Raw genomic sequence first — 18880 nt, 5'->3', positions numbered from 1 at the left:
GCCACTCGAGTACCCCCGAAGGAGCCTTTCCGTTCGACTTGCATGTGTTAAGCACGCCGCCAGCGTTCGTCCTGAGCCAGGATCAAACTCTCCAAACAAAAATCAGAGAAAAGACCTGACCAAAAAATAATCCAAAAAAATAAGAAATTGACTGGCAAAAAAAATTCGTCTTGTCAATGACAAACTCCCTCCATGCCAGACAATCACTGGCACAAGAAAATCCATCACACACTATCGAGTTCTCAAAAAACACACACCCATTGACACCACACAACCACAGTCATGCGGACTTCAATGAGCAGAGCGCCACCCGGCAAGCGGGCAACTGTTCCAGACTACCGTCTGCAACCCCGGGCAGTCAAACCACAACCACCCCGGTGACAGGAACTCTATCAGAGTCACGGCCAGCCGCGCAACCCCTGGATCCGGATTTCTCCGGGAAACCTTGGCCCTGGCGACCTCGACTAAGTTACACACACCCCAACACAAACACAACTCCGCAGGTCAACGGCCATTCGGTACGATTGAGGCATGTCAAACGTGCGCACTCTCGGCGGCTCGGTTCTGCTCGCGAGCACCCTGGTCACGACCCTTTCGGCCTGCGGCTCCGATCCCACGCACCCCAAGAACGACCCGGCAACCAACGCCGCCACCGCGCAATCGATCGTGGACGCCTTCGTCGCGCAGTACAACCAGTCCGGTGCGACCGATGCCGTGGAGCAGTCCTTCTGCAGCGACGACGTGGCCGAGTACTCGGACACCACCTCGTTCGGGACGACCCCCTACTCCCCCGACTCCATGCGAGTGGAGTCCCAGGCCACGGTGAACGGGTCCGCCGGGCACTCCGAGGTGAGTGTCGCCGATACCGACCGGCTGACCGTCACGCTCCGTAAGGATCGCGCGCAGGGATGGTGCATAGCCTCGGTGCGGTGACCGGTCGCGTCACCAGTAGAGGGTGCGGTATCGGATGCTGCCGCGAATCCGCCCGGCGAGATTCCCGGTGACCCACGTCCATTGACCCAGCCGACGCCGTGACCACGCCCACGGCCATACCGGCGCCGTGCCGGCGACGACCGCGGCGTGGATCGGGAACCACCACCACCGTCGGCCCGGCGCCCCGTACTGCTTGGCGACCCGCGCCTCCTCGCGGCCGTACTCGACCGCCTGCGGCCAGGTCTCCCGCAGGCCCGTGCGAAACCGGTACGCCACCATCGCGTCGCGGGCGTAGCCGAACCGGTATCCCGCCGTCTGCACCCGCCAGCACAGTTCGACGTCGCTCGCGGCCGTGGGATACGACTCGTCCCAGCCCCCGACCGCGTCGAACACCGTCCGGCGGATGCCGAGGTTGCACCCGAAGGTGATGGGCAGGAAGCGGCCCATCACGAACGGCTCGTCCGGATCCGGCAGCGCGCGCCACGAAGCGACCACCGGATCGTTCAGGCTGTCCCGTTCCAGCGGGCCGCCGACGAGGTCGTGGTCCCGGCCGGCAGAGGCCATCGCCCGCAGCCAGCCGGGGTACACCGCGTCGTCCTGATCGCAGTACGCGATGAAGTCGTACTCGGCGGCACGCGTCCCGACATTGCGTGCGTGGGAGGTGCCGGCGACGTCCGAGGAGTCGACCCGCCGCACGCGCAGCCGTTCACGCTCGGGGTACCGATCGAGGTACCGCTGCAGATCGGTGCTGCCCTCGTTGTCGCTCACGATCACCTCGAACGACCCCTCGTAGTCCTGCCGGGCAAGCGCATCGAGCTGGACGGCGAGGCCGGGCAACCCGCGGTAGTAGGCGATCACCACCGACACCGTCATCGGGCGCTCACCTCGATTCCGGCGGCGGTGAGTTCGCCGACCGTTCGGGTATCCGCCTCTCCCAGCGCCGTATCCGCGAGGCGGGCGAGCACCAGCTGGAACTGCTCGACGACCCGCCGCGCGGTCCGCTCGGAGACGTGCCGCACCGGATACAGCAGCGTGCCGACGATGCCGTCGGGCACACCGTCGTCGAGCGTTCGCAGGAGCGCCATCTCGTACCGGTGCTTGGCGACGGTGTTCGCGAGCGGTTCCCGGCGCACCCGAACCGGACCGAGGTCGAGGTCGAGGCCCGCGGCACCGGCTTCCGCCTCCTGAAGGATCAAGGTGGCGCCGAAGAACGGTGCCCCCACCGGACCGCCCGGATCGGGCGGCAGCCCGAACTCGTCACGCAGATCCGGAACGGAGAGGTCGGGGTGCGCGAGTCCGCCCAGCAGCTGGTCCTGGACCCGGCGCACCAGGTCGGCGAAGCGGAGGTCTCCGGTCACCGACAAACGCATCGGAAGGTCCTCGGCGAGGTTGCCGACCACCCCGTCGAGCGCCGGATGCGCGCGATTGGCGTTGGCCGTGCCCACCCGCACCTCCGGCTCCCCCTGGATCTGCGCCAGCGTGACCGCGAACGCGGCCTGGAGCACCGCGAACAGCCCGGCCGACTCGGCGGCCGCGTAGTCCTCGATGTCGCGATGCAGTCCGGCGTCGACGCGGAACTCCACGGTCGCGCCCGCCGTGTCCCAGGTGCCGTGATCCGCGCCGTGATCGGTGGAATCGGTATCCGGGGTGCCCAGGCACGACCGCCAGTAGGCGGCCTGCCGCCGGTACTCGGCGGTGCGGGCGCCGGGCGTTCCCAGCACACCGGTGCGCCAGCGCGCGTAGTCGGTGAATCCCACCTCCGGCTCCGGCAGCGCCGGTACCGCACCGTGGCATCGCGCCGCGAACGCGGCGACGACATCGCGCATCAGTACCGACATCGAGTGCCCGTCGGCACTCAGGTGATGGACCACGACCACGAGCACATGGGTCCGCCGGTCGAGCCGGAGCAGCCGGGCGCCGAGCGGCCCGGTGCCCGCCAGGTCCAGCGGCGCCCAGGCGAACTCGGCGATCGCCGCGTCGATCCGGTCCTCCGCGACGTCGATGGGCCGCAGCGCGGCGCGCAGGAACCCGGCGATCTCCGTCACCGGTGCGAGGTGGATCTCCGGCCCGCGGCCGGTCACCCGATACTTGGCCCGCAGCGCGTCGTGCCGTTCGACGACGTCGGCCAGCGCTTCCGCCAGCGCGTCGGTGTCCAGATCACCGGTCAGCCGGATGGCGACCGGCACATTCCAGTCGTGGCCGCTCCCGGCACACACCGCCTCCCAGATCCGGCGCTGTGCCGGGGCGAGCGGGGCGGGACCGTCGTCGTCGGATCTCCGCAGTTCGGGGCCCGCGGTGCCGTGTTGCGGCAGCGCCTCGACGGACCGGCAGAAGTCGCCGAGATCGACCGCCTCGAAGAGCAGCCGCACCGGCACCTGTCTGCCGAGTTCGGCCTCGATCCGGGCACAGACCCGCGTCGCCGACAGCGAGTTGCCCCCGAGATCGAAGAAGCCGTCGGTGAGGCCGGCCCGCTCGGCACCCGTCACGTCCGCGACGATCCGCGCCACCCGGACCTCGATCGCGGTGACCGGGGCGACGTACGTGCGCTCGCCGGCCGGCGGTTCCGGCAGCCGCGCGCGATCCACCTTGCCGTTCGCGTTGTACGGCAGCTCGTCGACGACGACGATGCGCGGCCGCAGGTACGCCGGAAGCCGGTGGCCCGCCTCCCGCGCCACCCGGTCGGCATCCACGGTCGTGCCCGCCACGAACGCCACCAGTTGCTCGCCGCCGCCGCGCGCATGCGCCGTCACCACGGCGTCGGTGACTCCGTCGCACTCGCGCAGCACCGCTTCGACCTCGCCGGGCTCGATGCGGAAGCCGTGCAGCTTCAACTGGTGGTCGGAACGGCCGAGGTAGGTCAGCAGCCCGTCCCGGCCGCGCCGGACCAGATCACCGGTGCGGTACATGCGCACGCCCGGGTCGTACGGATCGGCGACGAACGACGACGCCGTGCGCACCGGATCGCCGTGGTAGCCGCGCGCGAGCTGCACGCCGCCGAGGTAGAGCTCCCCGGCCACGCCGTCCGGCACCGGGTGCAGCCGCTCGTCGAGCACCCGCAGCGTGACCGACGGCTGGGCGGTGCCGATCGGGACGCGGCCGTCGACGATCGGCGTCACCGTGTACCCGGTCACACTCACCGCGGTCTCGGTCGGCCCGTACAGATTGTGGATCTCGGTGCCCGTGCCGCCGCCGACGACGCGCGCCGCGAGTCCGGCCGGGAGTTCCTCGCCGATGCACAGCACGCTGCGCACGCACGATGGCAGCGCCCCGTACTCCAGCACCATCGCCAGGGCGGACGGCACGGTCGGCACGACGGTGATCCGGTGGTCGGCGAACGCCCGGCGCAGAGCCCGGCCGTCGCGTTCGATGCCGGACTCGCCCAGCACGATCCGTGCTCCGGTCCGCAGCGGCCACCAGTACTCCCAGACGGAGAGATCGAACCCGGCGGCGGTCCGCACCAGCACCGCGTCGTCGCCGGTGAGCCGGTACCGCTCCTGCATCCACCGCAGTTGCTCGCCGACAGCCCGGGCCGGCACGCTGACGCCCTTCGGGACTCCCGTCGACCCGGACGTGAACATCACGTAGGCGGGGCTCTCCGGTCGCGCTCTGCCGAGGAAGGCTTCCGGATCCACCGGCTCACCGGCCGCGAGGGCGTCGACATCGACGTCGTCGGCGCCCAGGACGAGCAGCGGCTCGACGGCATGGAGGATCGCGTCGGCGCGCGCCGGTGCCGAGAGGTCGACCGGCACGTAGGCCGCCCCGGTGGACGCCGTCGCATACATCGCGACCAGCTGCGGAAGCCCGCGTGGTGCGGTGAGGGCGATCGTGGTCTCCGGACCGGCGCCGCGTGCGGCGAGGCGGGCCGCCAGGCGGAGGACGATCTGCGAGAACTGCCGGTACGAGAGAGTCCGGTCGCCGTCGACGACGGCCGGCACGTCCGGTGTACGCAGCGCCTGCCGGTGGAAGGCGTCGGCCAGGCCGCCGCAGTCTTCAGCGGGCCGCGGCGCGGCGGACCGCAGCCGCCGCGCGCTCGCCTGGTCGAGAAGTTCCAGATCGCCGATCGGGGTCTCCGGCGTGTCGACGAGTCCGGTCAGGACCCGGAGGTACTGCGCGGCCGTCTCCCGCGCGGTCTCCTCGTCGAACAGATCCGTGGCGTACTCCAGCTGCGCGAGCAGCCCGCCGGATCCGTCGGCGTCGGACAGCGTGAGGTGGAGGTCGAACTCGGCCACGTGCTGGTCGTCGTCGATCACCTCGACTTCGACGCCGGGCAGCGCGAGCCGCAGCGGTCCGATGTTCTGGAACGAGAGCGCCACCTGGAAGACCGGGTGATGCGCGGTGGTGCGCGGGACGTGCAGTGCGTCGACGACGCTGTCGAAGGGCACCGCGGCATCGGCGAAGCCGTGCAGGGCGGCGTCCTTGGCGACGGCGAGCGCCTGGGCGCCGGAGAGGTCCGGCGACAGCACCGTCCGCAGGGCGAGCATGTTGACGAACATCCCGACCATGGCGTCCAGGTGTTCCTCACCGCGGCCGGCCACCGGCGTGCCGATCACGACATCCCGGTTGTCGCCGAGCCTGCCGAGGAGCACGGCGAAGGCGGTGTGCGCCACCATGAACGGGGTCGACCCGTGGCGGCGGGCGAACGACGTCACCCGGGTGTACAGCTCCGGGTCGACGGCGAACTCGACGCGCGCACCGCGGCGCGACGGGTGCACCGGCCGGGGCCGGTCGACCGGGAGATCGATCACCGCGGGCGCGCCGTCGAGACGTTCTCGCCAGCGTTCCAGCTGACCGGCCGCGCTGGTCGCCAGCACCGCCCGCTGCCAGATCGCGTAGTCCGCGTATTGCACCGGCTGCTCACCGAACTCGGCCGTCCGCCCGGCGCGCCCGGCCGCGTAGGCCGCGGCGACCTCGCCCGCGAGCACTGTCATCGACAGGCCGTCGGCGCAGATGTGGTGCAGCACCAGCGCGAACAGGTGCTCACCGGTGCTCGGCGAGGTCCAGAGCGTGGCGCGCAGCGGCACCTCGCGGGTGACGTCGAAACCGCGCCGCACGGTGGCGCGCAACACCTCGGCGTCGGGCAGGCCGTACTTCACGGCGAGTGCGGCGCCCGTGTACGTCGCGGGCAGCACCACCTGGCAAGGGCCGTCGGGTCCGTCCGGATAGACGGTCCGCAACACCTCGTGACGCATCACGACGCGGTGCAGCGCCGACGCGAACGCGTCCGCGTCGAGCTGCCCGCGGAACTTCAGCACCACCGGGATGTTCTCGGTCAGGGCATCGGAGTCGAACCGGTTGAGGAACCACATCCGCTGCTGCGCGGGGGACAGCGGGACGCGCTCCGGGCGCGGCACCGCGCCGAGCTCGGGCACCGGTTCGCCGGACGAGTCCCCCAGGAGCGCGGCGAGTTCACGCGCGGTGGGCGCGGTGAACAGGTCACGCACCGAGAGACCGGCGCCGGAGGCCGCCCGGATCCGCGCCACCGCCTGCGCCGCGCTGAGCGAGTTGCCGCCCGCCGCGAAGAAGTCGTCGGTGACGCCGACCCGTTCGCGGCCGAGCAGTTCGGCGAAGACCGCGGTCACCAGTCGTTCGGGCTCGGTGACGGGCGCGACGAAACCGGTCTGCCCGAACTCGGGAGCGGGCAGGGCACGCTCGTCCACCTTGCCGGAGACCGTCAGCGGCAGCGCATCGAGTTCGACGATCGCCGCGGGCACCGCGTACGACGGCAGCTGCGCGCGCAGGTGCTCGGTGAGACCCGTGCGGTCGAGTCCGTCCTCGCTCGCCACATAGGCGATGAGAGCGGTGCCGCCGTCGGGTCCCGGCCGGCCGGTGACGGCCGCGGCCCGGACGCCCGGGAAGGTCCGCGCCGCCGCCTCGACCTCGCCTGTCTCGATGCGGTGGCCGCGGATCTTCAGCTGGCGGTCCACGCGTCCCAGATGGACGAGCTGGAGACCGCCGCGCCCGTCGGGGACCGCGCGGACCAGGTCGCCGGTGCGATAGCAGCGTTCGCCCGGGCGGCCGGACGGATCGGCGACGAACGCGCCGGCCGTCAGACCGGCGCGGCCGTGATAGCCGCGCGCCAGCCCCGGACCCGACAGATAGAGTTCGCCGTTCACGCCCGGCGGGCATTGTGTGAGGTCGACGTCGAGCACGCGGGCCCGCACCCCGGTGATCGCCGTGCCGATCGGCATCGGGTCGGTGTGGCCGGTGGCCAGGGGGCCGGTGAGCGTGGCCATCACCGTCGATTCGGTGGGCCCGTACGCGTTGAAGAACCGCTTGCCGAGGCCGACCCAGTGCCGTGCCGTCGCCGGCGGGCACGCGTCGCCGCCGACGATCACCGTGGTGAGCCGCGGCAGCGGGTGGTCGACGGTGCCCAGCACCGCCGGGGTCAGGAAGGCGTGCGTGACGGCCCGATCGCGCAGCACCGCGGCGAGGTCGGCGGCGCCGTACACGCCGGCCGGAACCACCACGGTGGTCGCGCCGGCGTCGGCGGCCAGCAGCAGTTCCAGGAGCGCCGCGTCGAAGCTCGGGGAGGCGAAGTGCAGTACACGACTCGATGCATCGGCGCCGTACCGGCGCTGTTCGGCGGCGAACGACGCGAGGCCGCGGTGGCTCACCGCCACGGCCTTCGGGCGGCCGGTGGAACCCGAGGTGTAGATGAGGTAGGCGGTCTGGTCCGGGTGCCGCGGGGAGCGGAGTTCGGCGTCGTCGACGCGGCCGGCCGGGAGCGCATCACGGTCGGCCCGCGTGCCCGGGTCGTCGAGGATCATCGCCGCCGCGGCGAGCGCGGGGTCGAGCGCATCCAGGCACGACGCGTCGGCACGGGTGGTGACCACGATCGACGACGACGAGTCGCCCGCCATGAAGGCGATCCGCTCGGCCGGGTAGGCCGGATCGATCGGCACGAACGCCGCACCGGTGGCGGCGACCGCCCGCATGGCGATCACCGACCACGCCGAGCGGGACAGGCACAGCGCGACCACGGTCTCCGGCCCGGCGCCGCGGCGGATCAGCGCACGGGCCAACCGGTTGCCGTGCTCGGCGAATTCACGCTCGCCGAGGCCGTCGAGCCGCCAGCCGGGTGTGGTGAGAATGTCGTGCAGGTAGCGGGCCGGGGCCGGAACGGTCCCGGTCAGCGTCGCGAGGGCGGCGCGCTCGGCGGGCAGCAACGCGTCGAGCGTGGTCAGCGGCCGGGTGGGTTCGGCCGCCGCCTGCCGCAGGACGTGGACCAGACGGGCGAGCAGTGCCGCCGCCGTCTCCGGGCGGTACACATCACCGTGCAGCACGCTCAGTTCGAGGCCGCCGTCGGCGTTCGGCACCCCGGTGAACTCGAGGTCGAACCGGGCGACCGGCACGTCGACGTCCAGGGTGCCCGGGTGGCGGGCATCCTCGTCGACGGTCAGGGTGACGTGCACCAGCTGGTGGTCGGCGATGTCGAGGGCGTCGACGCCGCCGTGGTCCAGGGCGCCGAGAATCTCGTCGCGCGAGCGCTCGACCACCTGCCCGAAGGTGTCGCCGGGGCGCAGCACGGTGCGCAGCGGCGCCATCGTGACGAGCATGCCGACCAGCTCGGCGACCCGCGGGTCGGTGCGGCCGGACAGCGGGGTGCCGATGATCAGGTCACGGCCGGATCCGCTGCGGCTCAACGTGATCGCGAGGGCCGCGTGCAGCACGGCGAACACCGAGGTGCGGGCGCCGTCGGCGACGGCGCGCAGCACCCCGACCTCGGCGGCGTCCAGGGTCAGGCGGGTCACCTCGCCGGCCGCGGCCCCTTCGGCGGCGCCGTCCGGTTCGGGCGCCGACCGGAAGCCCGGATCGAGCGGTGCACCGGCGAGTCGTGCGCGCCAGTAAGCGAGGCGCACGTCGGTCACCTGCCCGGCCCGGGTCAGCACATGATCGGCGTAGTGGAGCGGCAGCGGCGTCCAGTCCGGCCGCTCCCCCGCCTGTCGTGCCCGGTAGGCCCGCTCGAGGTCGGCGGCCAGCACGCGCAGCGACCAGCCGTCGGCGGCGATGTGGTGGATCGCGAGCACGAGCACCGAGGAGTCGCCGTCCGGGCAGAGCACGACCCGCAGCGGCAGGTCCCGGGTCAGGTCGATCGGTGCGCCGAGGGCGGCCTCCAGCGCCCGCTCTTCGGCGGGCCGGTCCGCGGCGTCGTCGACGACGACGGTGAGCAGCGTCGCCGGATCGCAGTCGGCGGTCTCGCGAATCGACTGGTGCGGGGCCCCATCGCCCTCCGTGTCACCGTCGCCCTCCGGATAGACGGTGCGCAGCACCTCGTGGCGTTCGAGCACGTCACCGAGCGCCGCGGTCAGCGCGGCAGGATCGAGCCGCCCGGGGAGGCGTACCGGCGCCACGATGAGGTAGGCGACCGACTCCGGGTCCTTGCGGTTGTGCAGCCACATCGGCAGTTGGGCGGGGGCGAGCGGGATCCGTGCCGGACGTGCGATCGGGTCCGCCGGGCTGGGCTGTTCCGGCTGTTCCCGCTGTTCCGGCGCGAGGCGATCGATCGTCGCGGCCACCGCGGCCGGGGTGCGACCGTCGAACACGGCCCGCACCGGGACCCGGATGCCGGTGCGCGCGGCGACGGCGGCGACCAGCCGGGTGGCGATCAGTGAATTGCCGCCGATCGCGAAGAAGTCGTCGTCGAGACTCGCCGACGGGCCGAGCAAGTCGTGCACGAGGTCCAGCACGAGCGCTTCGTGCGGGGTGGCCGCGGCGCGCGCCGGCGCCGTGGACCCCGTGTCCGTCGGTGCCGGCAGCGCGGCGCGGTCGACCTTGCCGTTGCGGGTGACCGGCAGTTCGCGATGGGTCAGGATGTGCGACGGCACCATGTGCTCGGGCAGGTGCGCGGACAGATACGCGCGGAGTTCGGCCGCCTCGGCTCCGGAGTCCGCCACTGCGTGCGCGACGAGCCGTGGACCGGCGAGCGGGTCCGCGGTCGCGACGACGACGGCCGCCCGCACGCGCGGATGCCGCTGCAGCACCGCCTCGATCTCACCGAGTTCGACGCGCTGGCCGCGGATCTTCACCTGGAAGTCGCCGCGGCCCAGGTAGTCGAGCACCGGGGCGCCGTCGGCGGTCTGGGTGCGCGACCACCGGACGAGGTCGCCGGTGCGGTAGAGCCGCGCGCCGTCGCCGAACGGCGAGGCGACGAACCGGCTCGCGGTGAGGTCCGCGCGGCCGTGATAGCCGCGCGCCAGTTGCACACCGGCCAGGTACAGCTCGCCGGTGACCCCGGCGGGGACCGGCCGCAGGCGCTCGTCGAGCACGTAGACGGCGGTGCCCGGCGTCGGCCGGCCGAGCGCGACCGATCGGTGCGAGACCAGGTCGGCGGCCCGCACCGCCAGCGCGGTGACGTCGACGGCGGCCTCGGTGGGCCCGTACAGGTTGTGCAGTTGCGCGCCGGTCCGCGCCAGGAGCGCCGCCGCGGACGCCGAGCCCAGGGCTTCACCGCTGGTGAAGACCAGGCGCAGGGACGGCGGGAGCGGGCCGCCGTCTCCGGAGGCGAGGAAGGCGTCGAGCATGGCGGGGACGAAGTGGACGACGGAGACGCGCTCGGCGGCGAGGAGGTCGGCCAGTTCGAGGGTGTCGCGATGGGCGCCGGGCGCGGCCAGGACCAGCCGCGCTCCGGTGGCGACCGGCCAGAACAGCTCCCAGACCGAGACGTCGAAGGTGATCGGGGTCTTCTGCAGGACGGTGTCGGCGGCGCCGATCGGCGTGCGCGCCTGCATCCAGCTCAGCCTCGCCACGATCGCTTCGTGACTGACGCTGACCGCCTTCGGTTCCCCGGTGGAGCCCGAGGTGAACAGCACGTACGCGGGATGCCCCGGCCGCAGCGGCGCACGCCGGTCGGCGTCGGTCACCGGCGCGTCGTCGTGGTCGTGGCAGGGGTCGGCGGCGTCGAGTACCGGGGCGGTGAGCCACAGCGGCAGGGCCCGTTGTCCGCGGGCGTCGGCGATCACGGCGACCGGCGCGGCCGTGGCCAGCATGCGCTCGAGGCGGGCGGCCGGCTGATCGGGGTCGAGCGGCACATAGGCGCCGCCGGCGAGCACGACGGCGTGGATCGCGGCGAGCATGTCGATCGACCGGTCGACGGCGACGGCGACGGTCGTCTCCGGACCCGCGCCCACGGCGATGAGCGCCCGCGCGGTGCGCGCGACGCGGGCGGCGAAGTCCGCTCCGCGGACCGTCGCCGCGGCGTCGACGATGTCACCGGTCCCGCCGGCGGCCAGCAGATCCGGCAGCGTCCCGGGAGCTCCGGTGTGCTCGGGTGCCCCGGAGTCGTCGGGTGCCCCGCCCCAGTCGCCGGTGATGCGGCGCAGGCGCGCCTCGGTGAGCAGCGGCACGTCGTGCACGCGCGCCGCCGGATCGGCGGCGAGGGCGCGCAGCACGACGGTCAGCATGCGCGCGAACCCCGCGACGGTGGAACGGTCGAACAGCTCGCTCGCGTAGGTCCAGCGCCCTCGCACCGGTCCGTCGACGCCGCCGGTGCCGAGCGGGACGTCGAAGGTCAGGTGCAGGTCGAAGCGGGCCAGCGGTACCTCGTAGTCGAGCGAGGTCGCGGTGAGGTCGCCGAGTGTGAACGGACCGGGCGCGGGGTCCCCGAAGGCGAGCATCACCTGGAAGATCGGGTGGTGCGCCCCGCCGCGGTCGGGTTCGAATTCGTCGACGATCCGCTCGAACGGGTATTCCGCGTTGGCCTGGGCGGCCAGGTCGGCGGTCGCCACCGCGTCGATCAGGCGGTGCACCGGCAGATCCGGGTCGACGAGGGTGCGGAGCACCACGGTCTCGACGAACATGCCGATCAGACCGTCGAGGAGTCGTCCGCCGCGGCCGGACACCGGGGTGCCGACGACGATGTCCGCGGTGCCGGACAGCCGCGCGAGCAGGATCGCGACGGCGGCGTGCACCACGTGGAAGAGTGACGCGTTGCGGGCGCGGGCCAGCCCCTGCAGCGCTCCGACGAGGTCGGCGTCGAGCCGGAACTCGACGGTGTCGCCGGCGTGGCAGGGCGACGGCGGACGCGGCCGATCGATGGGCAGCGGGATCGGGCCGGGCAGCCCGGCGAGGGTCTGCCGCCAGAAGGCGTGCTGATCGTCGAGGCTGTCGGCCAGGAGTTCCTGCCACAGCGCGAAGTCGGCGTACTGGACCGGCAGCGGTGCGGCATCGAGGTTCCCGGCGTAGCCGTCGAGCAGTTCCCTGGTGAGCAACCGGACGGACCAGCCGTCGGCGGCGATGTGGTGCACCACGACCACGATCACGTGGACGCCGGGAGCCTCGTCGATGACGGCGATGCGCAGCGGGATCGAAGAACCCAGGTCGAACGGCCGGCCGGCGATCTCGGCGACCGTGCCGCGGGCGCCGAACTCCAGGTCGATGAGGTCCATCGCCGTCTCGACCGGATGGATCTCCTGGCGCGGGACGCCGAGTTCGGCGGGATAGGTGGTGCGCAGCACCTCGTGGCGCGCCAGGACCGCGGCGACGGCGCGGCGGAGCGCGCCCGGGTCCAGCGGACCTTCGACGCGCAGTGCGAGCGGGAGATGGTAGAGCGCGGAACCGGGTTCGAGGCGGTCGAGCAGCCACATGCGCTGCTGGGCGCGGCTCAGCGGGATCACGTCCGGCCGCTCCGCCCGGCGCAGGACCGGGCGGCCGAGGGTCTTCGCGTTCTCGACGCGGCGCGCGAGGTCGGCCAGGCGGGGTGCCTCGAAGACCTCGCGGACCGGCAGGGCGACGCCGAGGTCGTCGCCGATCCGCGCGGACAGCCGGGCGGCGAGGAGCGAATTGCCGCCGAGCGCGAAGAAGTCGTCGTCGGCGCCGATCGGGGCGCCGGGTTCGAGCAGCTCCGCCAGGAGCGCGGCGAGCGCGAGTTCGGTCGGCGTCGACGGATCGACGTGCCGGTGGGGGGCCGCTCCACCGGCGGGCAGCGCGGCCCGGTCGACCTTGCCGTGGATGCCCCGGGGCAGGACCGCCATCTCCACGCCGGCGACCGGGATCATGTAGGCGGGCAGGCGGCCGCGCAGCGCACCGAGCACCTCGGGCACGTCCAGACCGTCGCCACCGGCGGCGACGAGATACGCGACGAGGTTGCCGTCGCGCGCGGCGACGGCGGCGGCCGCGACCCGCGGGTCGGCGGCGAGCGCCGCCTCGATCTCGCCCAGTTCGATGCGCTGACCGCGGATCTTGACCTGGAAGTCGTTGCGGCCCAGGAACTCCAGAACACCGTCGGGCCGGATGCGGGCGAGGTCACCGGTGCGGTAGAGGCGGGCGCCGTCGCCGTCCGGGTCGGCCACGAAGCGGTCCGCGGTCAGATCGCCGCGGCCGTCGTAGGCGGTCGCGAGCTGCACACCGCGGAGATAGAGTTCGCCGACCACACCGGCCGGCACCTGGTGCAGCCGCCGGTCCAGGACCAGGACGGCGGAGTCGTCGACCGGGACGCCGACGGGAACGCACCCGCGCTCGGCGTCGTCGGGCGTCCATTCCCCGGAGGTGATGCCGACGGCGGCCTCGGTGGGTCCGTACAGATTGAACACGCGGGCCGACAGCTCGCTCGCGGCGCGCTGCGCGGTCGCCGGCGTCAGGGTCTCGCCGATGCAGAGCACCCAGTCGAGCCGATGTGGCGGCAGGCTCGCGTCGGCGGCCGCGTCGAGCTGGGCGTCGAGCAGCGACGGGACGAAGTGCGCGACGGTGGCGCCCCAGCGCCGCATCAGCCCGGCGAGGTACCGGGGATCGAAGTGCCCTTCGGGGTCGGCGAGGACCAGCCGGGCCCCGGTGACCAGGGGCCAGAACAGTTCCCAGACCGACAGGTCGAAGGTCAGCGGTGTCTTGAGCACCGCGGTGTCCCCCGGTCCCAGCGGGAAGGCCGTGCGCTTCCAGCGCAGTTGCGCGGCGATGGCGGAGTGCGGGACGGCCACGCCCTTGGGGGTGCCGGTGGATCCGGACGTGTAGATGACGTAGGCGGTGTTCTGCGGATGCGGCAGCGGCAGCGGCACCTCGGGCACGTCGCCGTCCGGTGCCGTCACGTCGAGTACCGGAATCCCGGCGTCCCCGATCCCGGCGGGCCGCTCCCCGGCGACCAGTAGCAGCGCCGGGGCGGCCGAGTCCAGCACCAGCGCGTTGCGCCGCGCGGGTGCCGCCGGATCGAGCGGTACGTAGGCGCCGCCGGCGAGCAGGACCGCGAGCACGGCGTCGACCATCGGCGCCGAGCGCACGATCGCGACGGCGACGCGGACCTCGGGACCCACCCCGGCGGCCCGCAGGCGCCGTGCCAGCCGGTTCGCCCGCTGCCACACCTCGCCGTAGGTCGACGCGGTGCCGCTGTCCTCGCACACCGCGACGCGGGTGGCGAAGGCTCCGAACGACGAGGTGAGCAGTTCGGTGAGGGTCGCCGGCATCCGAGCGCTGTGCCGGCCGGCGAGCACGCCGGTCGGGCGGCCGGTCGCCAGCTCGCCGACCGGCGTCTCGGGGTCGTCGAGCGCCGCGGCGAGCAGCTCCGTCCACAGCCGGTGCCAGCGAGCGACGGTGGCGGCGTCGAAGAGGTCGCGGTCGAAGTCCCACTGGACGCGCATGGTGCCGTCGGGAGCGCCCTCGACGAGGGTCAGGTGCAGGTCGGATTTCGCGACACCGAGCGACGGTTCGATCAGTTCGACGTCGACGCCGTCGAGCGCGAACGCCGCCGGGGGCAGATTCTGGTAGGAGAAGCCGACCTGGAAGAGCGGGTGGTAGGCCGCGGAACGGCGGGGCCGGAGCTGATCGACGAGACGGTCGAACGGGACGTCGGCGTGCGCGAACGCTTCCAGATCGCCCTCGCGCACGGTGTCCAGGAGTTCGCGGAAGCTGCGGCCGGGATCGACCGGCGTCCGCAGGACGACGGTCCCGACGAACATGCCGACCAGGTCGGCCAGGTCCGGATGCATCCGGCCGGCGACCGGGGTGCCGACGGCGATGTCGTCGGTGCCGCTCAGCCGGGCGAGTGTCGCGGCGAGGACGCCGTGCGCCACCATGAACGGCGTCGTGCCGGAGGCCGCCGCGACCTCGCGGAGCCGCCGGACGAGGTCGCTGTCGATCCTCTGGTGCAGCTCGCCGCCGCGGGCGCCGGCCACCGCGGGTCGCGGTCGGTCGGTGGGCAGGGCCAGCAGGTCGGGCAGCCCGGCGAGCCGTTCCCGCCAGTAGGTGAGCTGGGTCTCCGCGGAGCCGGTCTCGTCGGCCCAGGCCCGGCGCCAGACCGTGTAGTCCCGGTAGGTCACCGGGAGCGGGGTCCACGCGGGGGCGTGCCCGGCCCGGCGCGCGTGGTAGGCGACGGCCAGATCGCGGGCCATCGGTGCGGTCGACGAGCCGTCGGCGGCGATGTGGTGCACCACGCACACCAGCACGTGGTCATCGGGCGAGAGCCGCAGGAGTGCGGCGTGCAGCGGGACGGCGGCGGTGACGTCGAACGCCGTGGCCGCGAGCCGGGTGAGCCGGGCCGGCAGCGCCTGCTCGGCGACGTCCTCCGGCGTCAGCGCGAAGCCGGCCGCCACCTCGCCGACGGACAGCACCTGCTGGATCGGGCCGTCGGGGCCCTCCGGGTACCGGGTGCGCAGCGTCTCGTGGCGCTCGACGACGTCGAGCAGTGCCGTCGACAGGGCGGGGATGTCGATCGGGCCGCGCAGCCGGAGGGCGAGCGGGATGTTGAAGAGCGCCGGACGGTCGTCGAGCTGGTTGACGATCCACATCCGCCGCTGCTGCGGGGACACCTCGACGTCGGCCGCCGGATCCGCGCGGCGCGCGAGGGCGGGGCCGATCGGTGCGCCGCCGGGCTCCGCCTGCTGCAGGTCGGCGGCCAGCGCGGCGACGGTCGGCGCCTCGAAGACGCGGCGCACCGGCAGGTCGACGCCGAAGCGAGCACCCAGATCGGTGACGAGCCGGGTCGCGATCAGCGAATCGCCGCCGAGGGCGAAGAAGTCGTCGTCACGGCCGACGCGATCGGTGCCCGTCGCCGTCGCGAAGGCGTCCGCGACGACGCGTTCGGCCGCCGTCCGCGGCGCGCTGTACGGTGCCGCGGCGACGACCGGCGTGGGCAGTGCGTCGCGGTCGAGCTTCCCCGAGGCGGTGAGCGGCACTTCGTCGAGCCGGACGAGGGCGGCGGGTCGTGCGTGGGCGGGCAGCGCGGCGTGCAGGTGATCGCGCAGCGCGTCGGGGCTCGCCGTTCCCGTGTAGTAGCCGACCAGCGCGGTCTGGCCGGTCGAGGTGCGCCGGGGTTCGGCCGCGGCGAATCCGACGCCGTCGCACGCGGCCATCGCCGAGTCGATCTCACCGAGTTCGATCCGGAATCCGCGGATCTTCACCTGCCGGTCGGCGCGTCCCCGGTATTCGAGGTCGCCGCCCGGCCGCCAGCGCACCAGGTCGCCGGTCCGGTACAGGCGGTCGCCGGGCGCCCCGAAGGGGTCGGCGATGAAGCGGGCGGCGGTCAGCCCCGGCCTGCGGTGGTAGCCGGCGGCCAGTCCCGGACCGCCCAGATAGAGCTCGCCGACCGCGCCGACGGGCGCCGGGCGCAGCCTCCGGTCGAGGACCACGGCGGTGACCCCGGTGATCGGGGCGCCGATCGAGACCGGGGCGGCCGGATCCAGCGGCCCGGCGAGGGTCGCCATGATGGTGGCCTCGGTGGGGCCGTAGGCGTTGAACATGCGGCGGCCGCCGGGGTGCGCGGGCTGCGTCCAGCGGGACACGAGCTCGGCCGGGCACGACTCGCCGCCGACGATCACGGTGCGCAGCTGGTCGAGTCCGTCGCGGGGCACCGAGGCGAGCGCCGCCGGGGTCAGGAACGCGTGGGTCACTTGCTCGCCGGACAGGATGCGGGCCAGTTCGGCGCCGCCGTACACGTCCGGCGGGACCACCACCAGCGTCGCCCCGGAGGCGAACGCGAGCAGCAGTTCCAGGATCGATGCGTCGAAGCTGGGCGAGGCGAAATGCAGGGTGCGTGCGCCCGGCCCGACGTCGTAGCGGTCGTTCTGTTCGCGGCAGAACGACGCCAGGCCCCGATGCGTGATCACGACGCCCTTGGGCAGGCCGGTGGAGCCGGAGGTGTAGATCAGGTAGGCGGGGTGGTCCACCCGCAGCGGGCTCCGGCGATCGGCGTCGGTCACCGGCTGCGCCGGCGTGCGGGCGAACTCCTCGCGGAGCGCGGCGGACCCGAGGTGCACCCAGTCGCGGACGTCCCCGACCGGCAGCCGGTGCGCGCCGCCCGGTCCGGTGATGCCGTAGCGGGCTCCGCTGTCGTCGAGCAGATAGGCGATCCGCTCGTCGGGCAGGGCCGGATCGACGGGGACGAAGGCGCCGCCCGCGGTCACCACGGCCAGCTCGGCGACGATGCTCATCCGGCCGCGGGGCAGCAGGACGGCGACCGTCTCACCGGGTCCGACACCGCGGCCGATCAGGATCCGGGCCAGCCGGTGCACGCGGTGTGCCAGTTCGTCGTACCGCAGGTCGACGCCGTCGGCGACGAGGGCGACGGCCTCCGGATCGTGCGCGGCGACGCGGGCGAGGAGATCGGGCAGCAGCTCGGGTTCGGCCGCCGCGCGGCCGCGCGCGGGCACGTAGCGGAGCCGGTCGGCGTAGGCCATCGTCTCGAGCTCGCCGAGGCGAGCCCGCGGTCCGCGGCGGACGAGCATCGCGAGCACGGCGAGATAGCGCCGGTGGTGGGCGTCGAGCGCCTCCGGCGAGTAGGCGGCGGAGTTGGCCTCGAGGTCGATGCGCAGCCGCCCACCCCCGGTGTAGACGGTGAACGCCAGGTCCTCGGTGGGCCCGGTGCTCAGCACCGTGCTGCGGCCGGTGCACTCCCCCAGCGTGATCTCGCTGTGGAAGGTCATCACGTTCACGACCGGACCGAAGAACCCGCGGCCGCCCGGCGCGTCCGCGCCCCGGCCGGCCGCGTCGCGCAGCATGTCCTCGAAGCGGAACCGCTGGTGGCGCAGTGCGCCGCTGAGTTCGGTGGTCACGCTGGTGAGCAGTTCCCCGACGGTGGTGTCCGGACCGGGCGCGCTGCGGATCGGGACGACGTTCGAGAGCATGCCGCCCGAGCGCCGCAGCAGTGCGTTGGTGCGGCTGGTCACCGGCAGGCTCAGCACGACGTCGTCGGTGCCGCTCATGCGTCCGACGTAGACGGCGGCCGCGGCCGTGACGAGCGCGGCGACAGTGGTGTCGTGGGCGACGCAGTAGGAGTCGACGTCGGCCTGCAACCGGGTGTCGAGCAGGGCGCCCGCGGTGATCGACCGGGCCAGCCGATCCGCGGGGCCGGCGAACCGCACGGGATCGGGCAGCGCCCGCAGCCGCTGCGCCCAATGCTCGCGGTCGCGGTCGAAGCGGGTCGAGGCGCGGTACTTCTCGTCCTCGTCGTGCAACTGCGCGAGACTCCCGGCGCGGCACGGCGGGACGGCCAGGCCCGCGGCGCGCGCGGTGTAGACCTCCGCCGCCCGGTCGGTGAACGTCGACGCACCGAAGCCGTCGAGCGCGATGTGGTGCACGCGCGTGTACCAGAAGTAGCGGTCCTCCGACAGGCGCAGCGTCGCCGACTCCATCAGTGGATCGCTGAACAGGTCCAGGGGGCGCTGGAAGTGGTGATCCATCCACGCCCGCGCCGCCGCCTCCGGGTCCTCGTGGTCGCGGAAGTCGAAGTGATCGAGGCGGTCGTGGGCGCCGTCGTCGAGGAGCTGAACGGGGGCTCCGGCGGGATCCGCGCCGGGGATCAGGCGCACCATGGTGCACCCGAATTCACGGACCACCTGGCGGCCCACCTCGGCCAGCAGCGCGGTGTCCAGCGGCCCGGTCACATCGACGAAATGGTCGATGACCAGGGGCGTCTCGGGGGAGAGCTGTTGCGCGAACCAGATGCTGCGCTGGGCAGCCGACAGGGGGACCACCGCCAGATCTGCGGTGGCGGAACGGGTGTCGTTCAGGGTCAACGGTCTTGCACTCC

3 protein-coding genes and 1 rRNA gene are annotated in these 18880 nt (G+C 73.2%); 1 reads left to right on the top strand and 3 read right to left on the bottom strand.

The genetic code is table 11. The features are described from left to right. Window positions 1–98, bottom strand: a 16S ribosomal RNA gene (locus ACSEEN_RS02005); the annotation flags it as partial. Window positions 99–531: 433 nt separating this feature from the next. On the opposite strand from ACSEEN_RS02005, the gene ACSEEN_RS02000 reads away from it, so the two are divergent. Next, on the top strand, window positions 532–933 hold the full coding sequence (locus ACSEEN_RS02000; RefSeq protein ID WP_440712149.1) for a hypothetical protein: 402 nt from the start codon (window positions 532–534) through the stop codon (window positions 931–933). Between the two features lie 9 nt (window positions 934–942). Here ACSEEN_RS02000 and ACSEEN_RS01995 read toward each other — a convergent pair whose 3' ends face one another. After that, window positions 943–1806 carry a glycosyltransferase family 2 protein gene (locus tag ACSEEN_RS01995; protein ID WP_298441879.1) on the bottom strand — a complete coding sequence of 288 codons (864 nt, stop codon included), beginning with the start codon at window positions 1804–1806 and terminating at the stop codon, window positions 943–945. Then, window positions 1803–18866 carry a non-ribosomal peptide synthetase gene (locus tag ACSEEN_RS01990; protein ID WP_440712148.1) on the bottom strand — a complete coding sequence of 5688 codons (17064 nt, stop codon included), beginning with the start codon at window positions 18864–18866 and terminating at the stop codon, window positions 1803–1805. The genes ACSEEN_RS01995 and ACSEEN_RS01990 overlap by 4 nt, the downstream gene beginning before the upstream one ends. Window positions 18867–18880 lie beyond the last annotated feature (14 nt).

Source organism: Gordonia marina (assembly GCF_052036135.1).
Taxonomy (GTDB): Bacteria; Actinomycetota; Actinomycetes; order Mycobacteriales; family Mycobacteriaceae; genus Gordonia.
This window is presented reverse-complemented; position numbering and strand designations above follow the sequence as displayed.